This window comes from Mycobacterium sp. SMC-21, assembly GCF_045310825.1.
Classification (GTDB): Bacteria; Actinomycetota; Actinomycetes; order Mycobacteriales; family Mycobacteriaceae; genus Mycobacterium.
Genome location: NZ_JBJIAO010000006.1, coordinates 206,151 through 225,873, shown reverse-complemented (window position 1 = coordinate 225,873; position 19,723 = coordinate 206,151). Strand labels below are relative to the sequence as shown.

Genomic DNA, 19,723 nt, shown 5'->3' with positions numbered 1-19,723 from the left:
GTTACCCCCGAACGCCGACTTTGATTGCTCGGTGCGTCATGTGTCCTGAGCGCACCCAGCTGAGAAACGCACTGCGCGCCGCGGCAAGCGCCTTCAAGGCGAACGGCCAGAGTTTCGCCCTTGCAGGCAGCTACGCGCTGTGGGTCCACGGCGCGCCGGAACCCGACCACGATGTCGACTTCGTCGTGCCCGAGCCGGACACCGAGGCGGTGGTGAAGATCCTGGGCCAGAACGGATTCGACATCGAACGACCACCAGAAGACTGGCTGTTCAAAGCGTACTTCGAGGGCGTGCTCGTCGATGTTCTGCACCGACTCAACGGCGTGCCTGTGGACTCCGCTCTTCTCGCCGGGGCCGTCGATCGCGAGGTGCTGGCCATCTCGATGCCGGTCCTGACCCCCGATGCGGTGATCACCCAGAAGCTGCTGACGCTCAACGAACATCACTGTGACTTCGCTCCGCTACTGCCGGCAGTGCGCGCGGTCCGTGAGCAACTCGACTGGCCGCGAATCCGGGAATTGGCGGCCGGAAACGACTTTGCCATGGCCTTTCTCGAGCTGGCGGCCCGACTTGGGCTGGACCGGTAAGCACCGGTCGCGGGTTCTTTTTCTTGCGCGTTAGTTTGCCGTCACGCACCCATGGGTACTTCTTTCCATGAGACCAGAGAGGTCTGTCTAGGAGGAGCCATGTTGCGAGGAAGCGTGGGCGTCATCGTGGTGGTCTGGCTGTTGATCGGGGTGCTGGCGGCCTGGCAACGCGACTATTTCCGCGGCGGCGACACGAGCTGCGGCTCGGCAGGGCGTATCGCGCTGACCGTGGTCGCCGGGCCGTTGAACTACGCCGGGGTCAATCCGAAGGTGGTCGATTGCCGACTGCCGCAACCGAGTGCCATGCGGTGAACCGCATCTGAGAAAAGGAATCGATCATCATGATTGCTTTGGGAGTAGTCCTGCTCATCCTGGGCTTCGTCTTCAACGTGTATCTGCTGTGGGTCCTGGGCATCGTGCTCGTCGTGGTGGGCGCGATCTTCTGGCTTCTCGGGGCAGCCGGTCATGCCGTCGCCGGACGCCGGTACTGGTATTGACGTGACAAGAGGGGCGAAAGCCCGGGCCTCAGGCCCGGGCTTTCGCCTTCTTTGCGGTAGTGACTGCGGTGTCGGCCAATTCAGACGCACGCGCACTGGCTTTCCGGTACGCGGATTCCGCGTAGGGGGCGGCCTTTTCCAAGCCGTCTCCCACGCTGTCGGCCAACTCCGAGGCGCGGGCGCTGGCTTTCCGGTAGGCAGATTCCGCATACGGGGCAGCCTTCTCGAGCCCGCCTTCCAGCTTCTCGAGCGCGACGCCGGCGAGCTCACGGCCGTGCTCGAAGCCGGTTTGGACTCCGTGGCCCAGCTTTTCGCCCACTTCCGGCATGCGCGCGAGCGCAACTTCCGTCCTGGACGGCACCGTCGACGAGAGGGCCTCGGCCGCCCGTTTCGCGGCGCGCCGACCCCGCCAACCCAGCGACGGCTTTCCGGCGGTATCCGCGGAGGCGAGGATCAGACCGCCGAGCAGGCTCAGGTCGGCCAGGAAGCCCCGGCGTTTGGCGGCTTTCGCCTCGGGATCGTCCTCGGCCCAGAACATGTGGTTACCGAGGTTTGCGGGAATCACCGTTGCCGCGAGAACTGCCGAGGCCACGCGCGGAATGCGTCCGGTGGCCAGCAACAGCCCGCCGGCGACCTGAGCGGCCGCGGTCGCCTGCGCCACGGCGACGGCGTTGGAGGGCACATTGCGTGCGACGGGTTCCGGCATGTCCTTCAGTCCGTCGAGCGCCGGCTGTACGGCCTGGGCGCCGGAGTCGGTGTTCAACAGGGTTTCGACGCCCTGTCCGATGAACGCGGTGGCCAGAAGTGGACGGGCGATCCTACGAATGATCATGGGGCAGGGATTTCCCGTGCGGGACCGGCCCAAACATCATCCCGGCATCGTCTCGCCGCCGAGGGGCGCGAGCACTTCACCGCTGTAGTACGACGACAGTTGGTCGGCGGCGAAGAAGACGTACGACGGCGCGATCTCGTCCGGCTGGGCCGGCCGCCCCAACGGTGCGTGGGCACCGAATGACTCGACCTTCTCCTGCGGCATGGTGGCCGGGATGAGCGGCGTCCAGACCGGCCCGGGGGCAACACAGTTCACGCGGATGCGGCGTTTCGCCAAAGACTGGGCCAGCGCGTAGGTGAACGCGATGACGGCTCCCTTGGTGGCCGAGTAGTCGATCAGCGACGCATTGCCGCGTAGCCCGTTCACCGACGCGGTGTTGATGATCGCGGCGCCGTCCGGGAGATGCGCCAGGGCGGACTTGGTCACCTGGAAGTAACTGTCGATGTTCACGGCGAACGTCCGCCGCCACTGCTCATCGGTGATGTCGGTGAGATCGTCCGTGGGTGCCTGATATGCGGCATTGTTGACGACGATGTCCAGCCCGCCGAGCTCGGCGAGGGTGCGCGCCACCACCTCTCGGCAATGGGCGGGCTCGCCGAGATCACCGGGGAACAGGGCGCACGTCCGTCCGGCCGCGCCCACGATGCTCGCGGTGTGCGCCGCGTCGTCGTGCTCCTCGAGGTAGGCGATGGCGATGTCCGCACCCTCCTTGGCGAACGCCGCCGCCACCGCGCGCCCGATACCGGAGTCGCCGCCGGTGATGAGGGCCCGGCGCCCTTTCAGGAGCCCGCGGCCGACGTACTGGCGCATCTCGTCATGCGGCTGTTCTGCCATGTCGGCGGTGTGCCCGGGATAGGGGATCGGTGTGTTCATCTCAGGCATCGCGTCCGAAATCGTCCTCGTCGGCATCAATTTCGACGTCCGCGGTCTGCTCCAACCAATCGTGTGCGGCGGCCTCCGGCGGCGGGTTGTCGCGGCCGGTGACCGCGGCCTCGTCGTCGAGGACCGGTTCTTGGACGTCACGCGACTGCTCGACGGCGTCTGCGTCGGGGACTGCGTCCGGGAACTGTTCTGGTGTCATGTCAGAGCGGATACCCGTCCCACGCGCCGGAAAACACTTCGGGTGTTTAAGTGCCGAACCCTCGGGTACCTCGGCCCGCATGACAGCAGACCGCGAGCGATCGGTGCTGGTGTGGCATGTGCACGGCGCCTGGATGGAGTCGTTCGTGGCCGGCCCGCACCGCTACCTCGTGCCTGTTGGGGCGGCGGCACCCGATCGTGACGCGCGTGGCTTGTGTGGCCGGAGTTGGCCACGAGCACAAGAGATTCCGCTCTCGGAACTGGCTGCTGCCGATGTCGACCTGGTGGTGTTGCAGCGGCCCGGGGAACTGGACGAAGCACAACGGTGGCTGCGGCGGCGTCCCGGAGTCGACGTGCCGGCCGTCTACGTCGAGCACAACGCGCCGCGCCCGAACGCGGTGGACAGTGTGCATCCGCTCGCCGACCGGCGGGACATCCCGCTGATCCATGTCACCGAATTCAACAGGCTGATGTGGGACAACGGAATTGCACCGACCAAGGTCATCGATCACGGCATCGCCGATCCCGGCCCGCTCTACACCGGTGACATCGCCGGGGCCGCGGCCATGATCAACGAGCCGCTACGCAGATGGCGCACGGTGGGCGCCGACCTGCTCGGCGAGTTGTCGCGAGCTGTTCCGATCGAGGTGTGGGGGATCGACACCAAGGAACTCAACCGCCGGCAGGCCGACCCGCGAGATCGGTTGCGGGGCAAAGGCGATGTCCCCGCTCCCGAGCTGTGGCGGCGAGTCGCGCGCCGCCGCGTGTATCTGCATACCGCGCGGTGGACATCGCTGGGACTGTCGTTGGTCGAGGCAATGTACCTCGGCATGCCGATCGTGGCGGTCGCCTCGACGATGGCACCGCTCGTGGTGCCGTCCCGGGCGGGCGTCGTCGGCGCCGATGTGAAGGTCCTGTCGCGAGGCCTGCAGGACTTCGTGAACGATCCCGCCGCGGCAGCGCTGGCGGGCAAGGCCGCCCGCGAGTTCGCTGCCGAACACTTCTCGCTGAACCGGTTCCTGTCGGACTGGAACCGCGTGATCGATGACGTCTGCCACTGACCGGAAGAGGGAACGATGAGAATTGCCATGGTCTCGGAGCACGCGAATCCGCTTGCGGCACTTGGCGGGGCCGACGCGGGCGGACAGAACGTCCACGTGGCGGCGTTGTCGGCGGCGCTCAGTCGACATGGGCACCGGGTGGACGTGTACACCCGTCGGGACGATCCCGACGTCCCGGAGCGCGTCATCGCGCCGGAGGGGTACACGGTGGTGCATGTGCCCGCCGGCCCGCCGCGCCCGGTTCCCAAGGACGACCTGTTGCCGTACATGGGGCAGTTCGGCGGGTTTCTCCACGATGAGTGGGCACAGACCCGTCCCGACGTCACGCACGCCCACTTCTGGATGTCCGGCGTTGCCACGCAGTTGGCGGCGAAAAAGCTGAATCTGCCTGCCCTGCAGACGTTTCACGCGCTGGGTGTGGTCAAACGGAGATACCAGAAGGACCAGGACACTAGTCCGCGGGAGCGGCTCACGCTGGAGAAGCTGGTGGCCAGGGAAGCCACCTGGGTGGCGGCGACATGCACCGATGAAGTTTTCGAGCTGATGCGTCTGGGCCGCGAGCGGTCCCGGATCTCGGTGGTGCCGTGCGGCGTCGACCTCAAGTTGTTCCGGCCCGACGGGCGGGCCGCCGCCCGTAGGGCGCGCCCGCGCATCGTCAGCGTCGGCCGGTTCGTGCAGCGCAAGGGATTCGACGTCATGATCCGTGCGCTGCAGTGGATACCCGACGCCGAACTCGTCATCGTCGGTGGTCCCGACAAGGCGGCGTTGCGTGCTGACAGCGAGGCGCAGCGGCTACTGGCGCTGGCCCGCGAGCTCGGCGTCGCGAAGCGGGTGCGGCTGTACGGGTCGGTGGAGCGTGCCGATATGCCCGCGGTGCTGCGTTCGGCGGACGTTGTCGCGTGCACCCCATGGTACGAACCGTTCGGGATCGTCCCGCTGGAGGCGATGGCATGTGGCGTGCCGGTGGTGGCGTCCGCGGTCGGTGGCATGCTCGACACCGTTGTCGACGGTGTCACCGGCCGTCTGGTGCCGCCGCGGCGTCCTGATCTGCTCGCCGATGTCCTCAACGAACTCCTGGCGGACGACACGCGCCGCCGGGCTATGGGGGAGGCCGGCTGTCATCGCGCGCAGGCCCGGTACTCCTGGGACCGCGTGGCGGCGGAGACGCTGAGGATCTATGACCGGTTGGCGGCATCGGGCTTCTGGTTCGATGCTCGTCCCTCTCGGCCGCGGGCGTTGTCGGGATGAGGGGCCTCCAGCAGACGGACGGCCGCCTCGACCTCCGCGGGCAGCAGCCGGCGCCCGCTCAGCACGGCCGGCACCCGCAAGAGCGCCTCCAGGGCGGCCCGCGCGTGCTCCCGGTCGTTCATGGCCGCCCGGAGCAGCGTGGCCGTGGCCTCGGCACACTGCTTGGCCGGGCGGCGCAACCAGGTGGTCAGTGTGGCGTTACGCAGCGCACGGGCATCCTGCGCGGCCGTCGGCGGCCGGACCGCGGACGGGCGGTGTATCGCGGTCAGCTCGGCGCAGTAGCACAGCTCCCAGCCCAGTGCGGCGAGGTCCATTGCCAGCAGCTGTTCTTCACCGCGGAAGTGCAGGATCGGGCTGAAGCCACCCGCGGCCTGGAAGGCGCGTTTGCGCACCATCGCCGAACACGACAGGAATCCGAGCACCGGCGGCCCGGGCAGACCGGAACGGCGCGGCAGCGGGCTGGCGGCCAGCATGCTCGACACCGGGTCCTCGCGATCACCGGGCCACACCACGGTCCGGGCTGCGATCAGCCCGATGTTCGGTTGCGTATCGAAGATTTCGGTGGCCCGCGGTATCGCGTCAGCGGCCCACCACGAATCATCATCGCAGAACGCGACATACGGAGTTCGGCACGCGGCGACGCCGATATTGCGGGCCACGGCACCGAGGTTCGAGCCGAGTGGAAGCACACGGAGCCGGTCGGTGGTCTGCGCGAGCTGACGCATTCGGGCAACCGAACCGTCACGAGAATGGTTGTCGACCACGATGATCGCACAGTGCGTCGTCTGCAGCAGTCGCTCGACGACGGCAGCCAGTTCGCTCTCGCGATCACGTGTGGCGATCACGAACGTGAATTTCTCTTCGGTGCCCTGGTTCACAACGGCTCCCACTACCCGCCCAGCAGAACGGCAAACCCTCATGGCTGATCGACGACGTGCACTGGTGACCGGGGGCGCCGGCTTCCTCGGCACGCATCTCTGCCGGCGCCTGCTCAGTGATGGTTACGAGGTGACGTGCGTGGACGACCTCAGCACCGCAGGTGATGCCGGAATCGGCCTGGCCGCACAGTATCCGGGCTACCGGTTCGTCCAGCTCGACATCGCCGACAAGCTGGATCCGAGCGTCGCGGGCGGGCCACTGGACGTGGTGTTCCACCTTGCGTCCCCGGCGTCACCCATCGACTACCAACGGATGCCCGAGCAGACGCTACGTGTCGGTTCGGCCGGGACGTCCAACGCGCTGGGCCTGGCAGCCCAAACCGGCGCGCGGCTGGTGCTGGCCTCGACGAGCGAGGTCTATGGCGACCCGCTCGAGCATCCGCAACGCGAATCCTATTGGGGCAATGTCAATCCCATCGGCCCGCGCAGCATGTATGACGAGGCGAAGCGGTTCGCGGAGGCGCTGGTGTTCACACACCGGCGGACGTACTCGGCGGACGTGGGTGTGGCGCGCATCTTCAACACCTATGGACCCGGCATGCGCGGTGACGACGGACGTGTCGTCCCGACGTTTTGCCGGCAGGCCTTGGCGGGTACACCCTTGACGGTGCACGGCACGGGTCAGCAGACGCGGTCGCTGTGCCATGTGGACGACACGGTCGACGCGCTGGTCGCGCTCGGCGAATCCGATTGTGCCGGACCGGTGAACATCGGTAACCCCGACGAGCTCACGGTCCTGCAGATCGCCGAGCTGATCCGGGAGCTCGCCGGCAGTTCCTCGCCCATCGAGTTCGAACCGGCCGACGCCGACGATCCGCACCGGCGCTGCCCGGACATCAGCACCGCGATGGCGCTGCTGGGCTGGAGGCCTCGGGTCAGCTATCGCGACGGGTTGTCGGAGACCATCAAATGGTTTGCCGGGCAGGGGGTTTAGCAGTGCGAATACTCGGAATCAATGCGGTCTTCCACGATCCGGCCGCAGCCGTGGTGGTGGACGGCCAGATCATCGCCGCAGCGGAAGAAGAACGGTTCAGCCGTCGCAAGCACGGCAAGTCCGCGGTGCCCTTCGCGACGTGGGAGGTTCCGGTACAGGCGGCCCGGTGGTGCCTGGAGCGCGCGGGGCTGGCGCCGTCCGACCTGGATGCGGTGGGCTACTCGTACGACCCCCGATTGATGCGCGACATCCCTGCCGACCGCGGCGGCCTCGACCGGGACTGGGAATACCTGCGCACGCTGTATGCCGAACGTGCCCCACATTTCCTCAAAACCGCACTGCCCGGGCTGGATCCGGCCAAGGTGCGGTTTGTGCGGCACCATGTCGCGCACGCGGCGTCCAGCGCCCTGGCGGCGCCCGACCCGGATTGTGCTGTCCTGGTCGTCGACGGCCGCGGCGAAAGCACGTCGATGCTCGCGGGCAGCTGCACCAACCACAAGCTCGATATCCTTGCCGCCCAGGACCTTCCGCATTCATTGGGACTGCTGTACGAGGAGCTCACCGAACACCTCGGGTTCAAGCGGTCGTCCGACGAATACAAGGTGATGGCGATGTCGTCCTACGGCAAACCGCGATTCGCCGATCGGCTGCGGGAATCCGTATACGCCACCGGCGATGGCGGCTTCTGCACCTGGCCGGTCGACTGGGCGTCGTTCGGCACGGATTGGGACGACAGGGTCGATCTCGCGTGCAGCGTGCAGCGGGTCGTCGAAGACGTGCTGCTCGAACTGGTGCACTGGCTGCGCGACGCCACCGATCACGAGAACCTCTGCCTGGCCGGCGGTGTCGCACTCAATTGTGTCGCCAACACCGAGATCCACCGCCGCGGCGGGTTCCGTCGGGTGTGGGTGCAGCCCGCCGCGGGTGATGCCGGGACGGCTCTCGGTGCGGCGCTGGCGCTGGCCGCCGAAGCCGGCGAACCGATCGTCCCGATGTCGTCGGCGGCCCTCGGCCGGGACTGGTCCGACGAGCAGATCGCCGAAACCCTCACCACCGCAGCGGTTCCGTTCGAGCGCCCGGCAGATCTGGCCGGCACCGTCGCCCGAGCGCTTGCCGACAACAATCTCATCGGCTGGTTTCAGGGACGGTCGGAGTACGGCCCGCGGGCCCTCGGTTGCCGGTCCCTGCTCGCCGATCCGCGACGCTCGGAGAACCTGGAGCGCCTCAACGATGTGAAGGGCCGCGAGCAGTTCCGGCCCGTCGCGCCCATGGTGCTCGCCGAGCGGGCCGACGAGATCTTCAGCGGTGGCCCGATACCGAGCCCCTACATGCTGTTCGTGCACGACGTCGCGCCGGACTGGCGCCCGCGCATCCCCGCCGTCACCCATGTGGACGGCACCGCGCGAATCCAGACCGTAGACGCCACCGCGCAGCCCCTACTGCACGCGACCATCGCGCAATTCGCCGAGCTGACCGGGGTCCCGGTGGTGGTGAACACCAGCTTCAACACCGCCGGCCGGCCCATGGTGGACAGTCCACGCGACGCCCTCGAATGCTTCGGCAGCGCACCGATCGACATGCTCGTGATCGGTCCCTACGTGGTACGCCGCGCGCAGGGGGTGAGATGAACCCACACCTGGACGCCGCCATCGTGATCCCGACCATCGGCCGGGCATCATTGCATGACCTCATTGCCGCACTCGGTGATTCGCCAGGTGTCAGCCCGGAGGAAGTGATCATCGTCGATGATCGGCCCAGCGCTGTGCCGCCGTTGCTGCTGCCGGTGTCAACGATGCCACTGACGGTGCTGCGCAGCGGCGGACGCGGTCCCGCGGCCGCGCGCAACGTCGGTTGGCGCAGTGCGACGGCGCGGTGGATCTGTTTTCTCGATGACGATGTGGTGCCGGCCGACGGGTGGCTGGCCGCGTTGAAGGGTGACCTGGCGGCCGCCGACGCCGATGGTGCGGTCGGCTCTCAGGGGCGGATCGCGGTTCCGGTGCCGACGCAGCGCCGGCTCACCGACGACGAGCGCCGCACCGAGAGATTGGCCGGCGCCCAGTGGATCACCGCGGACCTGGCCTATCGCCGCTCGGCTCTGGTCCAGGTCGGCGGATTCGACGAGCGGTTTCCGCGGGCCTACCGCGAAGACTCCGACCTGGCGCTGCGCATCACCCGGGCCGGCGGCAGGATCGACTGGGGCACAAGGCGATCCATCCACCCGGTGGCTCGGTCGACCATGCTGAGTGCGGTCCGCGCACAGGTCGGCAACACCGACGACGCGTTGATGCGCCGCAAACATGGTCGCGGCTGGAGAGTCGCGATCGGGGAGGGCCGTGGCCGTATCGCAGCGCACACCGTCACCACGGCGGCTGCCCTGACCACCGTGCTGGGCGTCCTGGCCCGGCGCCGCCGGCCGGTGCGGGTGGGTGCTGCGGTCTGGGCCGCGCTGACCACCGAATTCTGGCTGCGCCGTTACCTTTCCGGGCCGCGCGGGCTGTTCTGGGCGGCCCGCCTGCTGATCACCAGCGTCGTCATTCCGCCGGTGGCGGTGCGCCACCGACTCCGCGGCACGTGGATGTTCTGCCGTGCCCGCAAGGAACCGCCGCTGGCAGTGCTGTTCGACCGCGACGACACCATCATCGAGGACGGCCCCTACCTCAACGACCCGGCCGGGGTAGTGCCGGTGCCCGGCGCCGCGATGGCCCTGAATCGGCTACGGGAACAGGGACTGCTGCTCGGCGTCGTGACCAATCAGTCCGGTGTCGCCACCGGACTGATCAGCCCGGATCAGCTGGAGAGCGTCAACGCGATGGTCAATTCGCTGTTGGGACCGTTCGATTCCTGGCAGGTGTGCCCGCACGCCTCCGATGACGGCTGCTTCTGCCGCAAACCGTCACCCGGCATGGTGCACGCAGCCGCCGAGGCGCTCGGTGTGCCGGCGTCGCGCTGCGTCCTGATCGGGGACACCGGCAGCGATGTCGACGCAGCGCTGGCCGCGGACGCCGAGGCCATCTTGGTCCCCACGGCCCGCACGTTGCCGCAGGAGATCGAATCTGCTTGCCGCCGAGCGCGAGTGGCGTCGACGCTCACCGACGCGGTCAATCTCGTCCTGCGGGAGTGCCGATGAGCACGACGGTGTTCGCCAGGCTGGACAGCGCGGGCGATGTGTTGATCACCGGGCCGGCCGTCCGCGCCGTCGCCGCCCACAGCAATGTGACCATGCTGGTGGGTCCCCGCGGTCGCGCCGCCGCCGAGCTGCTCCCCGGGGTCGACGAAATCGTCGAGTGGCAGGCACCGTGGGTCGACTTCGACTCACCGGATCTCACGAGCGAGCACGCCTTCCGGCTGATCGCGGCGCTGCGGGCCATCGCGCCGCAGCGGGTGTACATCTCCACCTCGTTCCACCAGTCGCCGCTGCCGCTGGCATTGCTGTGCCGGATGGCGGAGGTGCCGTGGATCGGCGCCATCTGCGACGACTATCCCGGGACCCTGCTCGACCTCCGTCACCATGTGACGCCCGACGTTCCCGAGCCGTTGCGGGCCCTTTCGCTGGTATGTGCCGGTGGCTGTCAGCTACCCGACAGCGACGACGGCGCGCTGCGGGTGCGGCACCGGGAGCTGCCGGACCACTTGCAGGGCGAACTCGGTGGCGGGGGATATGTGGTGTTCCACCCGGGTGCGGCGGTCCCGGCCCGCCGGCCCAGCGCGGCGCGCAGCGCGGCCATGGTGCGGGCCCTGGTGGGCGCGGGGCATCGCGTACTGGTCACCGGGAGTCCGGGCGAACGTCGGCTCACCGCGCAGGTCGCGGGAACGGCGGCACTGGATTTGGGCGGCCGGACCACCCTCGGCGAATTGTCCGCGGTGTTCCGGCACGCCAACGCGGTCGTCGTACCCAATACCGGACCCGCGCACCTGGCCGCGGCGGTCGGTGCGCCACTGGTGTCGCTGTTCGCCCCCGTGGTTCCCGCCAGTCAATGGAGTCCATACACGCGCAACGTCATTCGGCTCGGTGATCAGTCCGCACCGTGCCGGGGCACCCGGGCCCGCACGTGCCCGGTGCGCGGCCATCCCTGCCTGGACGGCATCTCCGACGCGGAGGTGCTGGCGGCAGTCACTCAGTTGGGAGAAAGCCATGATCACAGCGCACATCTCGGCGTTGGCGCAGGCCGTTGACCGGATCGGCATCGAGGCACCACGGTTGAGCCGGTGGGGCTGCCGACTCGCGGACCTGCTCGACGGCGGAGGGCGACTGCTCGCCTGCGGCAACGGTGGTAGCGCGGCCGAGGCCCAGCATCTCACCGCCGAGCTGGTGGGCCGCTTCCGTGACGAACGGAATCCGTTGTCGGCCATCGCTTTACACGCGGATACGTCGGCACTCACCGCGATCGTCAATGACTACGGGGTCGAGGAGATGTTCGCCCGCGGGGTACGTGCGCACGGCCGACCCGGAGATGTGCTGGTCGCCTTGTCCACCAGCGGTTCGAGCCCCAACGTCTTGGCGGCGGTCAAGGCAGCCCACGAGATCGGGATGACCACCTGGGCCCTGACCGGTCCGGCGCCGAATCCGTTGGCCGCCATCTGCGAAGACGCCATCTGCGTGGAGGCGCCCTCGACGGCCACCGTCCAGGAACTGCATCTGTTCCTGGTCCACGCGCTGTGCATCGAGGTCGACGAGCGGCTCCAGGTGGTGCCGCGTGGCTGATTCGATTGTGATCGTCGGCGATTCGCTGCTGGACATCGATATCGACGGGGCGGCCGAGCGGCTGAGTCCGGACGCCCCGGTGCCCGTGATCGACACCGAGCGGGTCTGGCATCGTCCCGGTGGCGCCGGTCTCGCGGCGCTGCTGGCCGCCCGGTCGGCCGACGACGTGACGTTGGTGACCGCTGTCGCCGACGACCGCGACGGTCGTCAACTGACCGGGCTCTTGTCCAGCGCGGGTGTCCGGGTGGTGCCGCTGCCGATGCTCGGCGGCACGGTATGCAAGACCCGGGTCCGGGCTCGCGGCCAGTGCGTGCTGCGGATCGACCGGGGTTCGGGTACCGCCGCTCCTGACGAGGTTCCCGCCGAGGCGGCGGATGCGATCGCGCATGCCGCGGTGATCTGCGTGGCCGATTACGGGCGCGGCGTCACCGCCCATGCCGGGCTGCGGGCGCTGTTGTCGGCGGCGGCGCAGCGGGTGCCGGTCGTGTGGGATCCGCATCCGCGGGGAAGCGACCCGGTTCGCGGGTGCCGACTGGTCACGCCCAACCAGGCCGAAGCGGTCGGCCGCTCGGCGGCGTCCCTGCGCAAGGACTGGCAGGCCGCGGCGGTCTGCGTCACGTGTGGCGCACAAGGTGCGGTACTCGATACGGAACCGCTTGGCACCGTGCAGATTCCATCGCTCGTCGGCCGGGTGTCCGGAGGTGATTCCTGTGGTGCCGGCGACCGGTTCGCGGTGTCGGTGGCAACTGAACTGGGTAACGGGCAGGACGTGCGCTCGGCCGTCACCACCGCGGTCGGTGTGGCCGGGCAGTTCGTCGCGGCCGGTGGCGCCGGCGCGGTGTCGACGCCGGTGACCGATGTGCCGGATGACGGCGGTGAGTTCGAAGCGCTGACCGGTGACATCGAAACCGTGCGGCAGCGGCTGCGGGCACGTGCGACGACGGTGGTGGCCGCGGGCGGTTGCTTCGACCTGCTGCACACCGGCCATGTCCGGTTGCTGCGCCAGGCCCGGCTGTTGGGCGACGCGCTCGTGGTCCTGATCAACTCGGACCGTTCGGTGCGTGCCCTCAAAGGCGCGGGTCGGCCGGTGATGGCAGCGGCCGACCGCGCCCGCGTGCTGTCGGCATTGGCCTGCGTCGACGCGGTGCTGGTGTTCGACGAAGACTCGCCCGCGCAGGCACTGGCCCGGCTGCGCCCCGATGTGTGGGTGAAAGGCGGCGACTACGCCGACGCGCCACTGCCCGAGGCCGAGGTCGTCCGCCGGTACGGCGGTGAGGTGGTCCTGCTGCCGACCGTCGCCGGTTACTCGTCATCCAATCTGATCGCCGCAGCGCGATCGTGAACGAAGGGAACAAGCCATGATCGGTAACGTCATCATCACCGGCGGGTCCTCGGGGCTCGGCGCCGCGACCGTGAAAAGGATTGCCGCGCAGGGTGGTCGGCCCATGGTGATCGATCGCGACATCCCGTCGGTGCCGGTGCCGTTCCAGTGCGCGGACCTTGCCGACGCCGATGCGGTCGAGGCCGCGGTGGCCCTGCTGGCGGACGAGTGCGGCGGGCAGGTGGACGGACTGTTCACCGCGGCCGGCATCGATTCGTGCGGCAAGCTGGCGGACGTACCGGTCAAGGACTGGGAGCGGGTCGTGCACGTCAACCTGCTGGGAACCGCGGCGGCGGTGCGGTCGGCACTGCCGTATCTCAAAGCGGCACATGGACGCATCGTCACCTGCGCGTCGACGCTGGGCCTCAAGGCGGTCAGTGACGCCACGGCGTACTGCGCGTCGAAATTCGGCGTCATCGGCTTCAGCCGTGCGCTCGCCGCCGAGCTGGCCGGAGAGGTCGGCGTCACGACGCTGATCCCCGGCGGTATGCGGACCGCGTTCTTCGACGACCGCGACGAGCAGTACAAGCCGCCGCCCGACGCCAAACTGAACGACCCCGAACACGTCGCCGACACCGTGATATTCGCGTTGTCGCAGCCGGCCGGATGCGAGATTCGGGAGTTGGTCGTGTGTCAATCGACGGAGCCCTCGTGGCCGTGAGGTGGGCCGACACCATCGGTGCACCGCGCGACATCCTGGTGTTGCGTGCGCTCGGTCTCGGTGACCTGCTGACCAGTTTTCCGGCCCTGCGCGGATTGCGCCGGGCCTACCCGGATGCGCGGATCGTGCTGGCCACGCCGGAACCCTATGTCTGCCTGGCGTTGCTGTCGGGTGCGGTCGACGAAGTCGACGCGACACCGGAGCTCGGGCGGCTGCACCCGCGGCGCCGCCCGCCCGATCTGGCCGTCAATCTGCACGGCAGCGGCCCGGAGAGCATCGCTGATCTGGCCGCAATGCGTCCGGGAGCGCTGCTGACTCACCGGCATGATGCCTTTCGCCAATACGCGGGGCCACCGTGGCGGGAGGACGTGCACGACGTGGCGCGCTGGTGCGGGTTGCTGGAATGGGCCGGCATCGCCTGTGACCCAGGCGATCTCGCCATCAGCCGGCCGCGTGGCTACCCGGACCGCTCCGGCTCGGTGGTGATCCATCCCGGGGCCTCGGCGCCGGCCCGGCGTTGGCCGGCCGAGCGCTTCGCGGCCGTCGCCGCGGCGCTGCACCGGGCCGGCGAGCGCGTCGTCATCACCGGGTCGAGCGCTGAACTCGACCTGGCCCGAGCGGTCGCCGCGGGCGCCGGATTGCCCGACAGTGCGGTGCTGGCCGGCCGCCTCGGGCTGATGGGCACGGTGGCATTGATCAGTGACAGCCGATTGGTCATCTGTGGGGACACCGGCATCGGCCACATCGCCACGGCGACGGGGACGCCGTCGGTGCTGCTGTTCGGCCCGACGCCGCCGGCTCGGTGGGGACCGCCCGGCACCGGCCCCCACATCGTGTTGTGGGCCGGTGATCAGGGCGACCCGCACGCCGACCGGCCAGATCGGGGATTGCTGCTCATCACCGTCGAACGGGTGATCGCGGCGACAGAAGGCGTACTGAAGGAACGCGTATGACGGCGGGCACGGTCGGTGCGGGCTACGTCGGCCTCACCACTGCGGTGTGTTTGGCCGAGCGGGGACATCGCACGGTGTGTGTCGACACCGACACCGCCCGGGTGGCGCAGCTGCGCCGAGGTGTCGCCACGGTCGACGAACCCGGCTTGACCGAGCTCCTGACGTCAGGCCTCGCCGACCAAACCCTGTGCTTCAGTGCCGATTTCGACGCATTGTCGGATTGCGACGTGGTGTTCGTGTGCGTGCCGACACCGAGCGGTGCCGACGGCGCCGCCGATCTGAGCGCGGTGTGGTCGGCCGTCACCGAACTGCGCCAGGTCCTGTCGCCGGGCAGCGTGATCGCCGTCAAATCCACGGTGCCGGTCGGTACCACCCGAGACATCGCCACCGCGGTGCGCGACAAGGGGATCCACGTGGTATCCAACCCGGAGTTCCTGCGCGAGAGCCATGCGGTGGCCGATGCCCGCGAGCCGGACCGGGTCCTCATCGGCGCCACGGATGACACCGCCGCCGACCGGGTCGGTGCCCTGTACGGGGCGACTGCCGATTCGGTGCTCCGGATGGCGCCGGAAAGCGCAGAGCTGGCCAAGTACGCCAGCAATGCCTTTCTGGCGGTGAAGCTCTCGTACGTCAACTCGCTGGCCGCATTGTGCGCCGAGGTCGGCGCGGACATCGCCGACGTCACCCGCTGCATGGGCGCCGATGCCCGCATCGGTGGGCAGTTCCTGCAGCCCGGACCCGGCTGGGGCGGTTCCTGCCTGCCCAAAGACAGCGCGGCGCTGTTGTATACGTCGCGGCGGCACGGCGTGGCGCTGCGCGAGGTGGCCGCCTCGCGCGACACCAACGCGGCGCAGGCCCCCCGGGTGGTGCGGGCCGTGTCGGCCGCCATGGCCGAACCCGTCGCATCGGCGCGCATCACGGCGCTGGGCCTGACCTTCAAGGCCGGTACCCCCGACGTCCGGGATTCGCCGGCGCTGACCATCGCGGCAGCGCTCGCGCAGCACGGCGCGGAGGTCCGGGGATACGATCCGCAGCTGGCGGTGATCGACCCGAAAGTGTTGCGCGACAACGGGGTCACCGCGGTCGACGATGTCTACACCGCGGCCAAGGGGGCCGACGCGCTCGTCGTACTGACGGAATGGCCGGTGTTCCGGGACCTCGACTGGCCGCGCATCGCGCAACATGCGCCCGACGCTGTCGTGATCGACACCCGGAACGTGCTCGACCCGCGGACGGTGACCGCCGCCGGTCTGCGCTACCTGGGCAACGGGAGGAGCCCAGGTTTCTGAATCAGCTCGTCGGCGGCGTCCGCGGCGCACCGGGGTGCGTTTCGAGGTAGTCGAGTTCACGGCGCCGGATGCGGCGGTGCCGCGCGTAGAGCCAGGCGCCGCCCCCCACGGCCAGCACTGCCGCGATCGCCAGGGCCACTCCACCGGTGTCCGCTCGGCCGTCGGCGAAGAAGTACAAGCTCACGACCAAGGTCGCCACCGCCAGGCCGACCGCCACCAGGCCCGGGGCGTTCGTGCCGTCCTTGAAGGTTTCGCCGGCATGCGGCCGGGTGGTGCGAGCATGGTCGACGGGGTCTTTCATGGGATGCCTCCTGGGGATCAGTCCTCGACGTTCTAATGCCCGGTGCCGGGCGGTTCTACACCCGCGGTGCGGTGACCCGCACCGATTTGAGCTCGGGATCGGCGGGGTCCGGCAGGTACATGCCCGCGGCGATGCCGGTCCGCAGGTAGTCCAGGACCTCGGCGTTGATCAGTTCGCCGGGGACGACGGCCGGTATACCGGGCGGATAGGGCGTGATCTGTTCGGCCGAGACGCGTCCGGCCGCCATCTCGACGGGCACCGTCTCCACCGGGCCGAAGAACGCGTCCCGCGGTGATTGGATCGTCTCCAGCTGCAGGTCTTCGGGCGCCGGCAGCTGGACGTGCGGCGGTGGTTCGAAATCCGCAGCGGCCGTGGGCAACTGGCGCAGCGCCACCACCAGTGGCCGGATCGTCTCGCGGTCGTCGGCCATCGACAGCGTGATCAGGATTCGGCGGTGATCCGCCAGGCCGACGTCGATGTGGTGTTGTTTCCGCAACCACTGCTGGGCCTGGTAACCCGACATGCCGGTGGCCGATACGTCGACCAGAACCTGGAGCCGGTCCAGGTCATGGGACGCCTCGACGCCGAGCAGTTCATCCTCGAGTACATGCAGGCCGTCGATGTGTTCGAGATCGCGGCGTAGCTCGTCGGACAGCCGGAGCGCGGCACCGAGCAGTCGATGGCCGTCCTCGACCATCTGTCGCCGCCAGCCGTCCATCGCCGCGTACATGGGCACGCTGGGACTGGTGGTCGTCAGCAGGTCGGCGCAGGCGGCAAGCCTGCGGTCGTCGATCAGGTCGCCCTGCACGTGAAACACCGAGCCCTGCTCGAATCCGGCACCCATCTTGTGCACGCTGACCACACAGATGTCGGCGCCGGCATCCATTGCCCATGTGGGCAGGTCCTCGTGGAACGGCAGGTGCGCACCCCAGGCTTCGTCGACGATCAGCGGTTTGCCCTCCGCGTGACAGACCTCTGCGATGCCCGCGAGGTCGGCGCAGGTGCCGTACGGGGACGGGCTGACGATCAGTGCGCCGGCGGCGTCGGGGTACCGCTTCCAGCCGTCGGCGACGTCCTGCGGCGACGGCGGGTGGGACAGGTGCCGTTCGGCATCCCAGCGCGGGCTGATCCAGCGGGGGAGCACCCCGGAGAACACCAGGCCCGCAACGATCGATTTGTGGCTGTCGCGGCCCACCAGCAGGCTGCCGTCGCCGCCGGCCACCGCCATCATGGCGGCCTTCACCGACAACGAGCTGCCGCATGTCGAGAACCACGCCATGTCGGCGCCGACAGCGGCGGCCATCAGGTCCTCGGCGTGCCGCAGATACCCATTCGAGTTGCGGTGATCGTCCAAGCCGCCGCTGGCCAGCACGTCATTCCAGAACGGCTGCGCGCCCAGGGCATCCAGTACGCGGGCATCGGTGCCACGCCCCTGCCGATGGCCGGGAGGGGTGAAGCCGTACTCGCCGATCGAGCGATAGCGGACAAGCGCATCGAGCAGGGGTGTCTCAGACTGATTCATGATGTCTCGGGGATACCCGTAGTGCCGGCGTCTACACCCGGGTTTAGCTTCCCACGCCTGCGGGTATCGGGGAGGTCTCATGTGCACAGAAGAACTGGTTCAGCCTTTGCTACCGGACCCCCGTGGTCCCGTGTCCGATGTGGTGATAGGACTGCTCGGTGAGCGGTTGCCCACGCAGTACCTGACGCGGATACAGCTACCGCTCGGGAACGCGGACCCCTTCGGACTCGACCTGCAGCTGGCGCTGTATGTCTGCTACGAACTGCATTACCGGGGTTTTACGGACACCGACGAAAAGTGGGAATGGAATCCCGCCCTGCTCGATGTTCGCCATCGCATCGAGGAGCGGTTCCTGGCGGCGGTCCGGGAACTCGTCGGCGAGATCAGCCCGGATAGTACGGCGCACGCCGAGCTGGCCCGCTGTGACGCCGACCCTGTTGATGATTCGAGTCTGTCCGTCTATATCCAGGATCAGGCGACGTGGCCGCAGATGCAGGAGTACTTCGTCCACCGCTCGCTGTACCACCTGAAGGAAGCCGATCCGCAGTCGTGGGTCATTCCGCGGTTGACCGGTCGCGCCAAAGCCGCGTTCGTGGCTGTGGAATACGACGAATACGGCGGTCGTGGCGGCTACGCGACCATGCACCAGCGGCTGTTCGCCGATCTGCTCGACGCCGCGGGGCTGCGCAACGACTACCTGCACTACCTCGGCAATGCGACGGGCAGCACGCTGGCTGCGGTGAACCTCATGTCGATGTTCGGTCTGCACCGCCACCTGCGCGGCGCGGCGGTCGGCCACTTCGCCGCGACCGAACTGACCTCGTCGCCCGCGTCGCAGCGAATTGTCAAGGGCCTCAAGAGGCTTGGTGCTCCGCGACCGTGTGTCGACTTCTACCGCGAGCACGTCGAGGCCGACGCGGTCCATGAACAGGTGGTCCGCAAGGACGTCGTGGCGGACCTGTTGTCGCGCGAGCCGGGCCTGGAACTGGACGTCGTGTTCGGCATTCGGGCCTTCGACGCGGTCGAGGGGCGGCTGGCCGATCACATGTTGTCCAGCTGGGCGGCCGGGTGCACCTCGCTGCAGCACTGGCCCGTTTGACCGTCGGCGCACCGGGTAATCGGTGGGGGACGCGCTCACAGCCCGAGCGCGTCAGACGTTCTCACAGGAGGAAATATGGCTTCTCATGCCCTCAAATCCCCGTCAGACGTGATCGATCTCCTCACTGATCAGCACGAGCAGATCAAGTCACTGTTCACCGAGACCCTGGTGCTGGCCGGCGACGAGAGAGCGAGGTCGTTCCGGGATCTGCGCAGGCTCCTCGCGGTGCACGAAACCGCCGAGGAAGAGATCGTCCATCCGCGGGCGAAGCAGAAGCTGCCCGGCGGCGAGAAGGTCGTCGATGCCCGACTGGAAGAGGAGCACGAGGCGAAAAAGCTGCTCTCCGAACTGGAGTCGCTCGATGTCGACAGCAAGGAATTCACCGCCAAGCTGACGAAACTCCGCGACGCGGTGATCGCGCACGCCGAGCATGAGGAGGCGGAAGAGTTCGCCAAGCTCGGAACGGAGCTTTCGCAGCAGGAGCTCGAGCGCATGGGCGAGATCGCCAAACTCGCCGAAGCAGTCGCGCCGACCCGGCCGCACCCCGGCGTGGAGTCCCCGGCCGCGAACCTCATCGTCGGGCCGTTCGCCGCCATGCTCGACCGGGTCCGGGACGTGATCTCGAGCGCCCGCTGAGT

At 68.6% G+C, this 19,723-nt stretch carries 22 protein-coding genes; 16 read left to right on the top strand and 6 right to left on the bottom strand.

The window, feature by feature from the left end:
- The first annotated feature begins 38 nt into the window (after positions 1–38).
- The 3 genes from ACJH6H_RS09490 (at position 39) to ACJH6H_RS09480 (ending at position 1,084) form a co-directional block, all read left to right on the top strand.
- Positions 39–587: a hypothetical protein gene (locus tag ACJH6H_RS09490; protein ID WP_406774750.1), complete on the top strand. Its 549-nt coding sequence runs from the start codon at positions 39–41 to the stop codon at positions 585–587.
- Positions 588–686: 99 nt separating this feature from the next.
- Complete coding sequence (locus ACJH6H_RS09485; protein WP_090562272.1) at positions 687–899, top strand: hypothetical protein; 213 nt, start codon at positions 687–689, stop codon at positions 897–899.
- 29 nt (positions 900–928) lie between these two features.
- Positions 929–1,084 carry a DUF6131 family protein gene (locus tag ACJH6H_RS09480; protein WP_165605920.1) on the top strand — a complete coding sequence of 52 codons (156 nt, stop codon included), beginning with the start codon at positions 929–931 and terminating at the stop codon, positions 1,082–1,084.
- 28 nt (positions 1,085–1,112) lie between these two features.
- Here ACJH6H_RS09480 and ACJH6H_RS09475 read toward each other — a convergent pair whose 3' ends face one another.
- From ACJH6H_RS09475 to ACJH6H_RS09465, 3 genes are read right to left on the bottom strand one after another with little or no spacing between them, the layout of a single operon-like run.
- On the bottom strand, positions 1,113–1,916 hold the full coding sequence (locus tag ACJH6H_RS09475; protein WP_406774735.1) for a DoxX family protein: 804 nt from the start codon (positions 1,914–1,916) through the stop codon (positions 1,113–1,115).
- 36 nt (positions 1,917–1,952) lie between these two features.
- Entirely contained in the window at positions 1,953–2,789 is an 837-nt protein-coding gene (locus tag ACJH6H_RS09470) for an SDR family oxidoreductase (RefSeq protein ID WP_406774734.1), read from the bottom strand.
- Between the two features lies 1 nt (position 2,790).
- Positions 2,791–2,997 (bottom strand): hypothetical protein, encoded by a 207-nt coding sequence (locus tag ACJH6H_RS09465; protein ID WP_318984487.1) that lies wholly within the window; start codon positions 2,995–2,997, stop codon positions 2,791–2,793.
- Positions 2,998–3,076: 79 nt separating this feature from the next.
- Here ACJH6H_RS09465 and ACJH6H_RS09460 point away from each other — a divergent pair, with 79 nt between their 5' ends.
- Together ACJH6H_RS09460 and ACJH6H_RS09455 are read left to right on the top strand one after the other, a co-directional pair.
- Positions 3,077–4,057 (top strand): glycosyltransferase, encoded by a 981-nt coding sequence (locus tag ACJH6H_RS09460; protein ID WP_406774733.1) that lies wholly within the window; start codon positions 3,077–3,079, stop codon positions 4,055–4,057.
- 15 nt (positions 4,058–4,072) lie between these two features.
- Positions 4,073–5,305: a glycosyltransferase gene (locus ACJH6H_RS09455; protein ID WP_406774732.1), complete on the top strand. Its 1,233-nt coding sequence runs from the start codon at positions 4,073–4,075 to the stop codon at positions 5,303–5,305.
- Here ACJH6H_RS09455 and ACJH6H_RS09450 read toward each other — a convergent pair.
- A complete protein-coding gene (locus ACJH6H_RS09450) occupies positions 5,233–6,183 on the bottom strand; it encodes a glycosyltransferase family 2 protein (RefSeq protein WP_406774731.1) in 951 nt (316 codons plus the stop codon). The genes ACJH6H_RS09455 and ACJH6H_RS09450 overlap by 73 nt on opposite strands.
- Positions 6,184–6,223: 40 nt before the next feature.
- On the opposite strand from ACJH6H_RS09450, the gene ACJH6H_RS09445 reads away from it, so the two are divergent.
- Genes ACJH6H_RS09445 through ACJH6H_RS09405 form a run of 9 tightly spaced genes read left to right on the top strand, consistent with a single transcriptional unit; the run spans position 6,224 to position 16,163 of the window.
- Positions 6,224–7,177 (top strand): NAD-dependent epimerase/dehydratase family protein, encoded by a 954-nt coding sequence (locus tag ACJH6H_RS09445; RefSeq protein ID WP_318984491.1) that lies wholly within the window; start codon positions 6,224–6,226, stop codon positions 7,175–7,177.
- A gap of 2 nt (positions 7,178–7,179) precedes the next feature.
- Entirely contained in the window at positions 7,180–8,805 is a 1,626-nt protein-coding gene (locus ACJH6H_RS09440) for a carbamoyltransferase (RefSeq protein ID WP_406774730.1), read from the top strand.
- The gene (locus ACJH6H_RS09435) at positions 8,802–10,304 is read left to right on the top strand and encodes an HAD-IIIA family hydrolase (protein WP_406774729.1); all 1,503 of its coding nucleotides are present in this window, start codon (positions 8,802–8,804) and stop codon (positions 10,302–10,304) included. The genes ACJH6H_RS09440 and ACJH6H_RS09435 overlap by 4 nt, the downstream gene beginning before the upstream one ends.
- Positions 10,301–11,350, top strand: a complete 1,050-nt coding sequence (locus ACJH6H_RS09430; protein ID WP_406774728.1) for a glycosyltransferase family 9 protein — start codon at positions 10,301–10,303, stop codon at positions 11,348–11,350. Before ACJH6H_RS09435 ends, ACJH6H_RS09430 begins: the two co-directional genes overlap by 4 nt.
- Positions 11,310–11,879: an SIS domain-containing protein gene (locus ACJH6H_RS09425; RefSeq protein WP_318984495.1), complete on the top strand. Its 570-nt coding sequence runs from the start codon at positions 11,310–11,312 to the stop codon at positions 11,877–11,879. The genes ACJH6H_RS09430 and ACJH6H_RS09425 overlap by 41 nt, the downstream gene beginning before the upstream one ends.
- On the top strand, positions 11,872–13,221 hold the full coding sequence (locus ACJH6H_RS09420) for a PfkB family carbohydrate kinase (RefSeq protein ID WP_406774727.1): 1,350 nt from the start codon (positions 11,872–11,874) through the stop codon (positions 13,219–13,221). Before ACJH6H_RS09425 ends, ACJH6H_RS09420 begins: the two co-directional genes overlap by 8 nt.
- A gap of 16 nt (positions 13,222–13,237) precedes the next feature.
- Positions 13,238–13,921 (top strand): SDR family oxidoreductase, encoded by a 684-nt coding sequence (locus ACJH6H_RS09415; protein WP_406774726.1) that lies wholly within the window; start codon positions 13,238–13,240, stop codon positions 13,919–13,921.
- The gene (locus ACJH6H_RS09410) at positions 13,912–14,874 is read left to right on the top strand and encodes a glycosyltransferase family 9 protein (RefSeq protein ID WP_406774725.1); all 963 of its coding nucleotides are present in this window, start codon (positions 13,912–13,914) and stop codon (positions 14,872–14,874) included. The genes ACJH6H_RS09415 and ACJH6H_RS09410 overlap by 10 nt, the downstream gene beginning before the upstream one ends.
- On the top strand, positions 14,871–16,163 hold the full coding sequence (locus ACJH6H_RS09405) for a UDP-glucose dehydrogenase family protein (protein ID WP_406774724.1): 1,293 nt from the start codon (positions 14,871–14,873) through the stop codon (positions 16,161–16,163). The genes ACJH6H_RS09410 and ACJH6H_RS09405 overlap by 4 nt, the downstream gene beginning before the upstream one ends.
- A 1-nt stretch (position 16,164) precedes the next feature.
- Here ACJH6H_RS09405 and ACJH6H_RS09400 read toward each other — a convergent pair whose 3' ends face one another.
- Both ACJH6H_RS09400 and ACJH6H_RS09395 read right to left on the bottom strand, forming a co-directional pair.
- Positions 16,165–16,464: a hypothetical protein gene (locus ACJH6H_RS09400; RefSeq protein WP_318984500.1), complete on the bottom strand. Its 300-nt coding sequence runs from the start codon at positions 16,462–16,464 to the stop codon at positions 16,165–16,167.
- Positions 16,465–16,519: 55 nt separating this feature from the next.
- Positions 16,520–17,986, bottom strand: a complete 1,467-nt coding sequence (locus tag ACJH6H_RS09395) for an aminotransferase class I/II-fold pyridoxal phosphate-dependent enzyme (RefSeq protein ID WP_406774723.1) — start codon at positions 17,984–17,986, stop codon at positions 16,520–16,522.
- A gap of 79 nt (positions 17,987–18,065) precedes the next feature.
- On the opposite strand from ACJH6H_RS09395, the gene ACJH6H_RS09390 reads away from it, so the two are divergent.
- Together ACJH6H_RS09390 and ACJH6H_RS09385 are read left to right on the top strand one after the other, a co-directional pair.
- Positions 18,066–19,085 (top strand): iron-containing redox enzyme family protein, encoded by a 1,020-nt coding sequence (locus tag ACJH6H_RS09390; RefSeq protein WP_406774722.1) that lies wholly within the window; start codon positions 18,066–18,068, stop codon positions 19,083–19,085.
- A 75-nt stretch (positions 19,086–19,160) separates the two neighbouring features.
- Complete coding sequence (locus ACJH6H_RS09385; RefSeq protein WP_406774721.1) at positions 19,161–19,721, top strand: hemerythrin domain-containing protein; 561 nt, start codon at positions 19,161–19,163, stop codon at positions 19,719–19,721.
- The last annotated feature ends 2 nt before the right edge of the window (positions 19,722–19,723 follow it).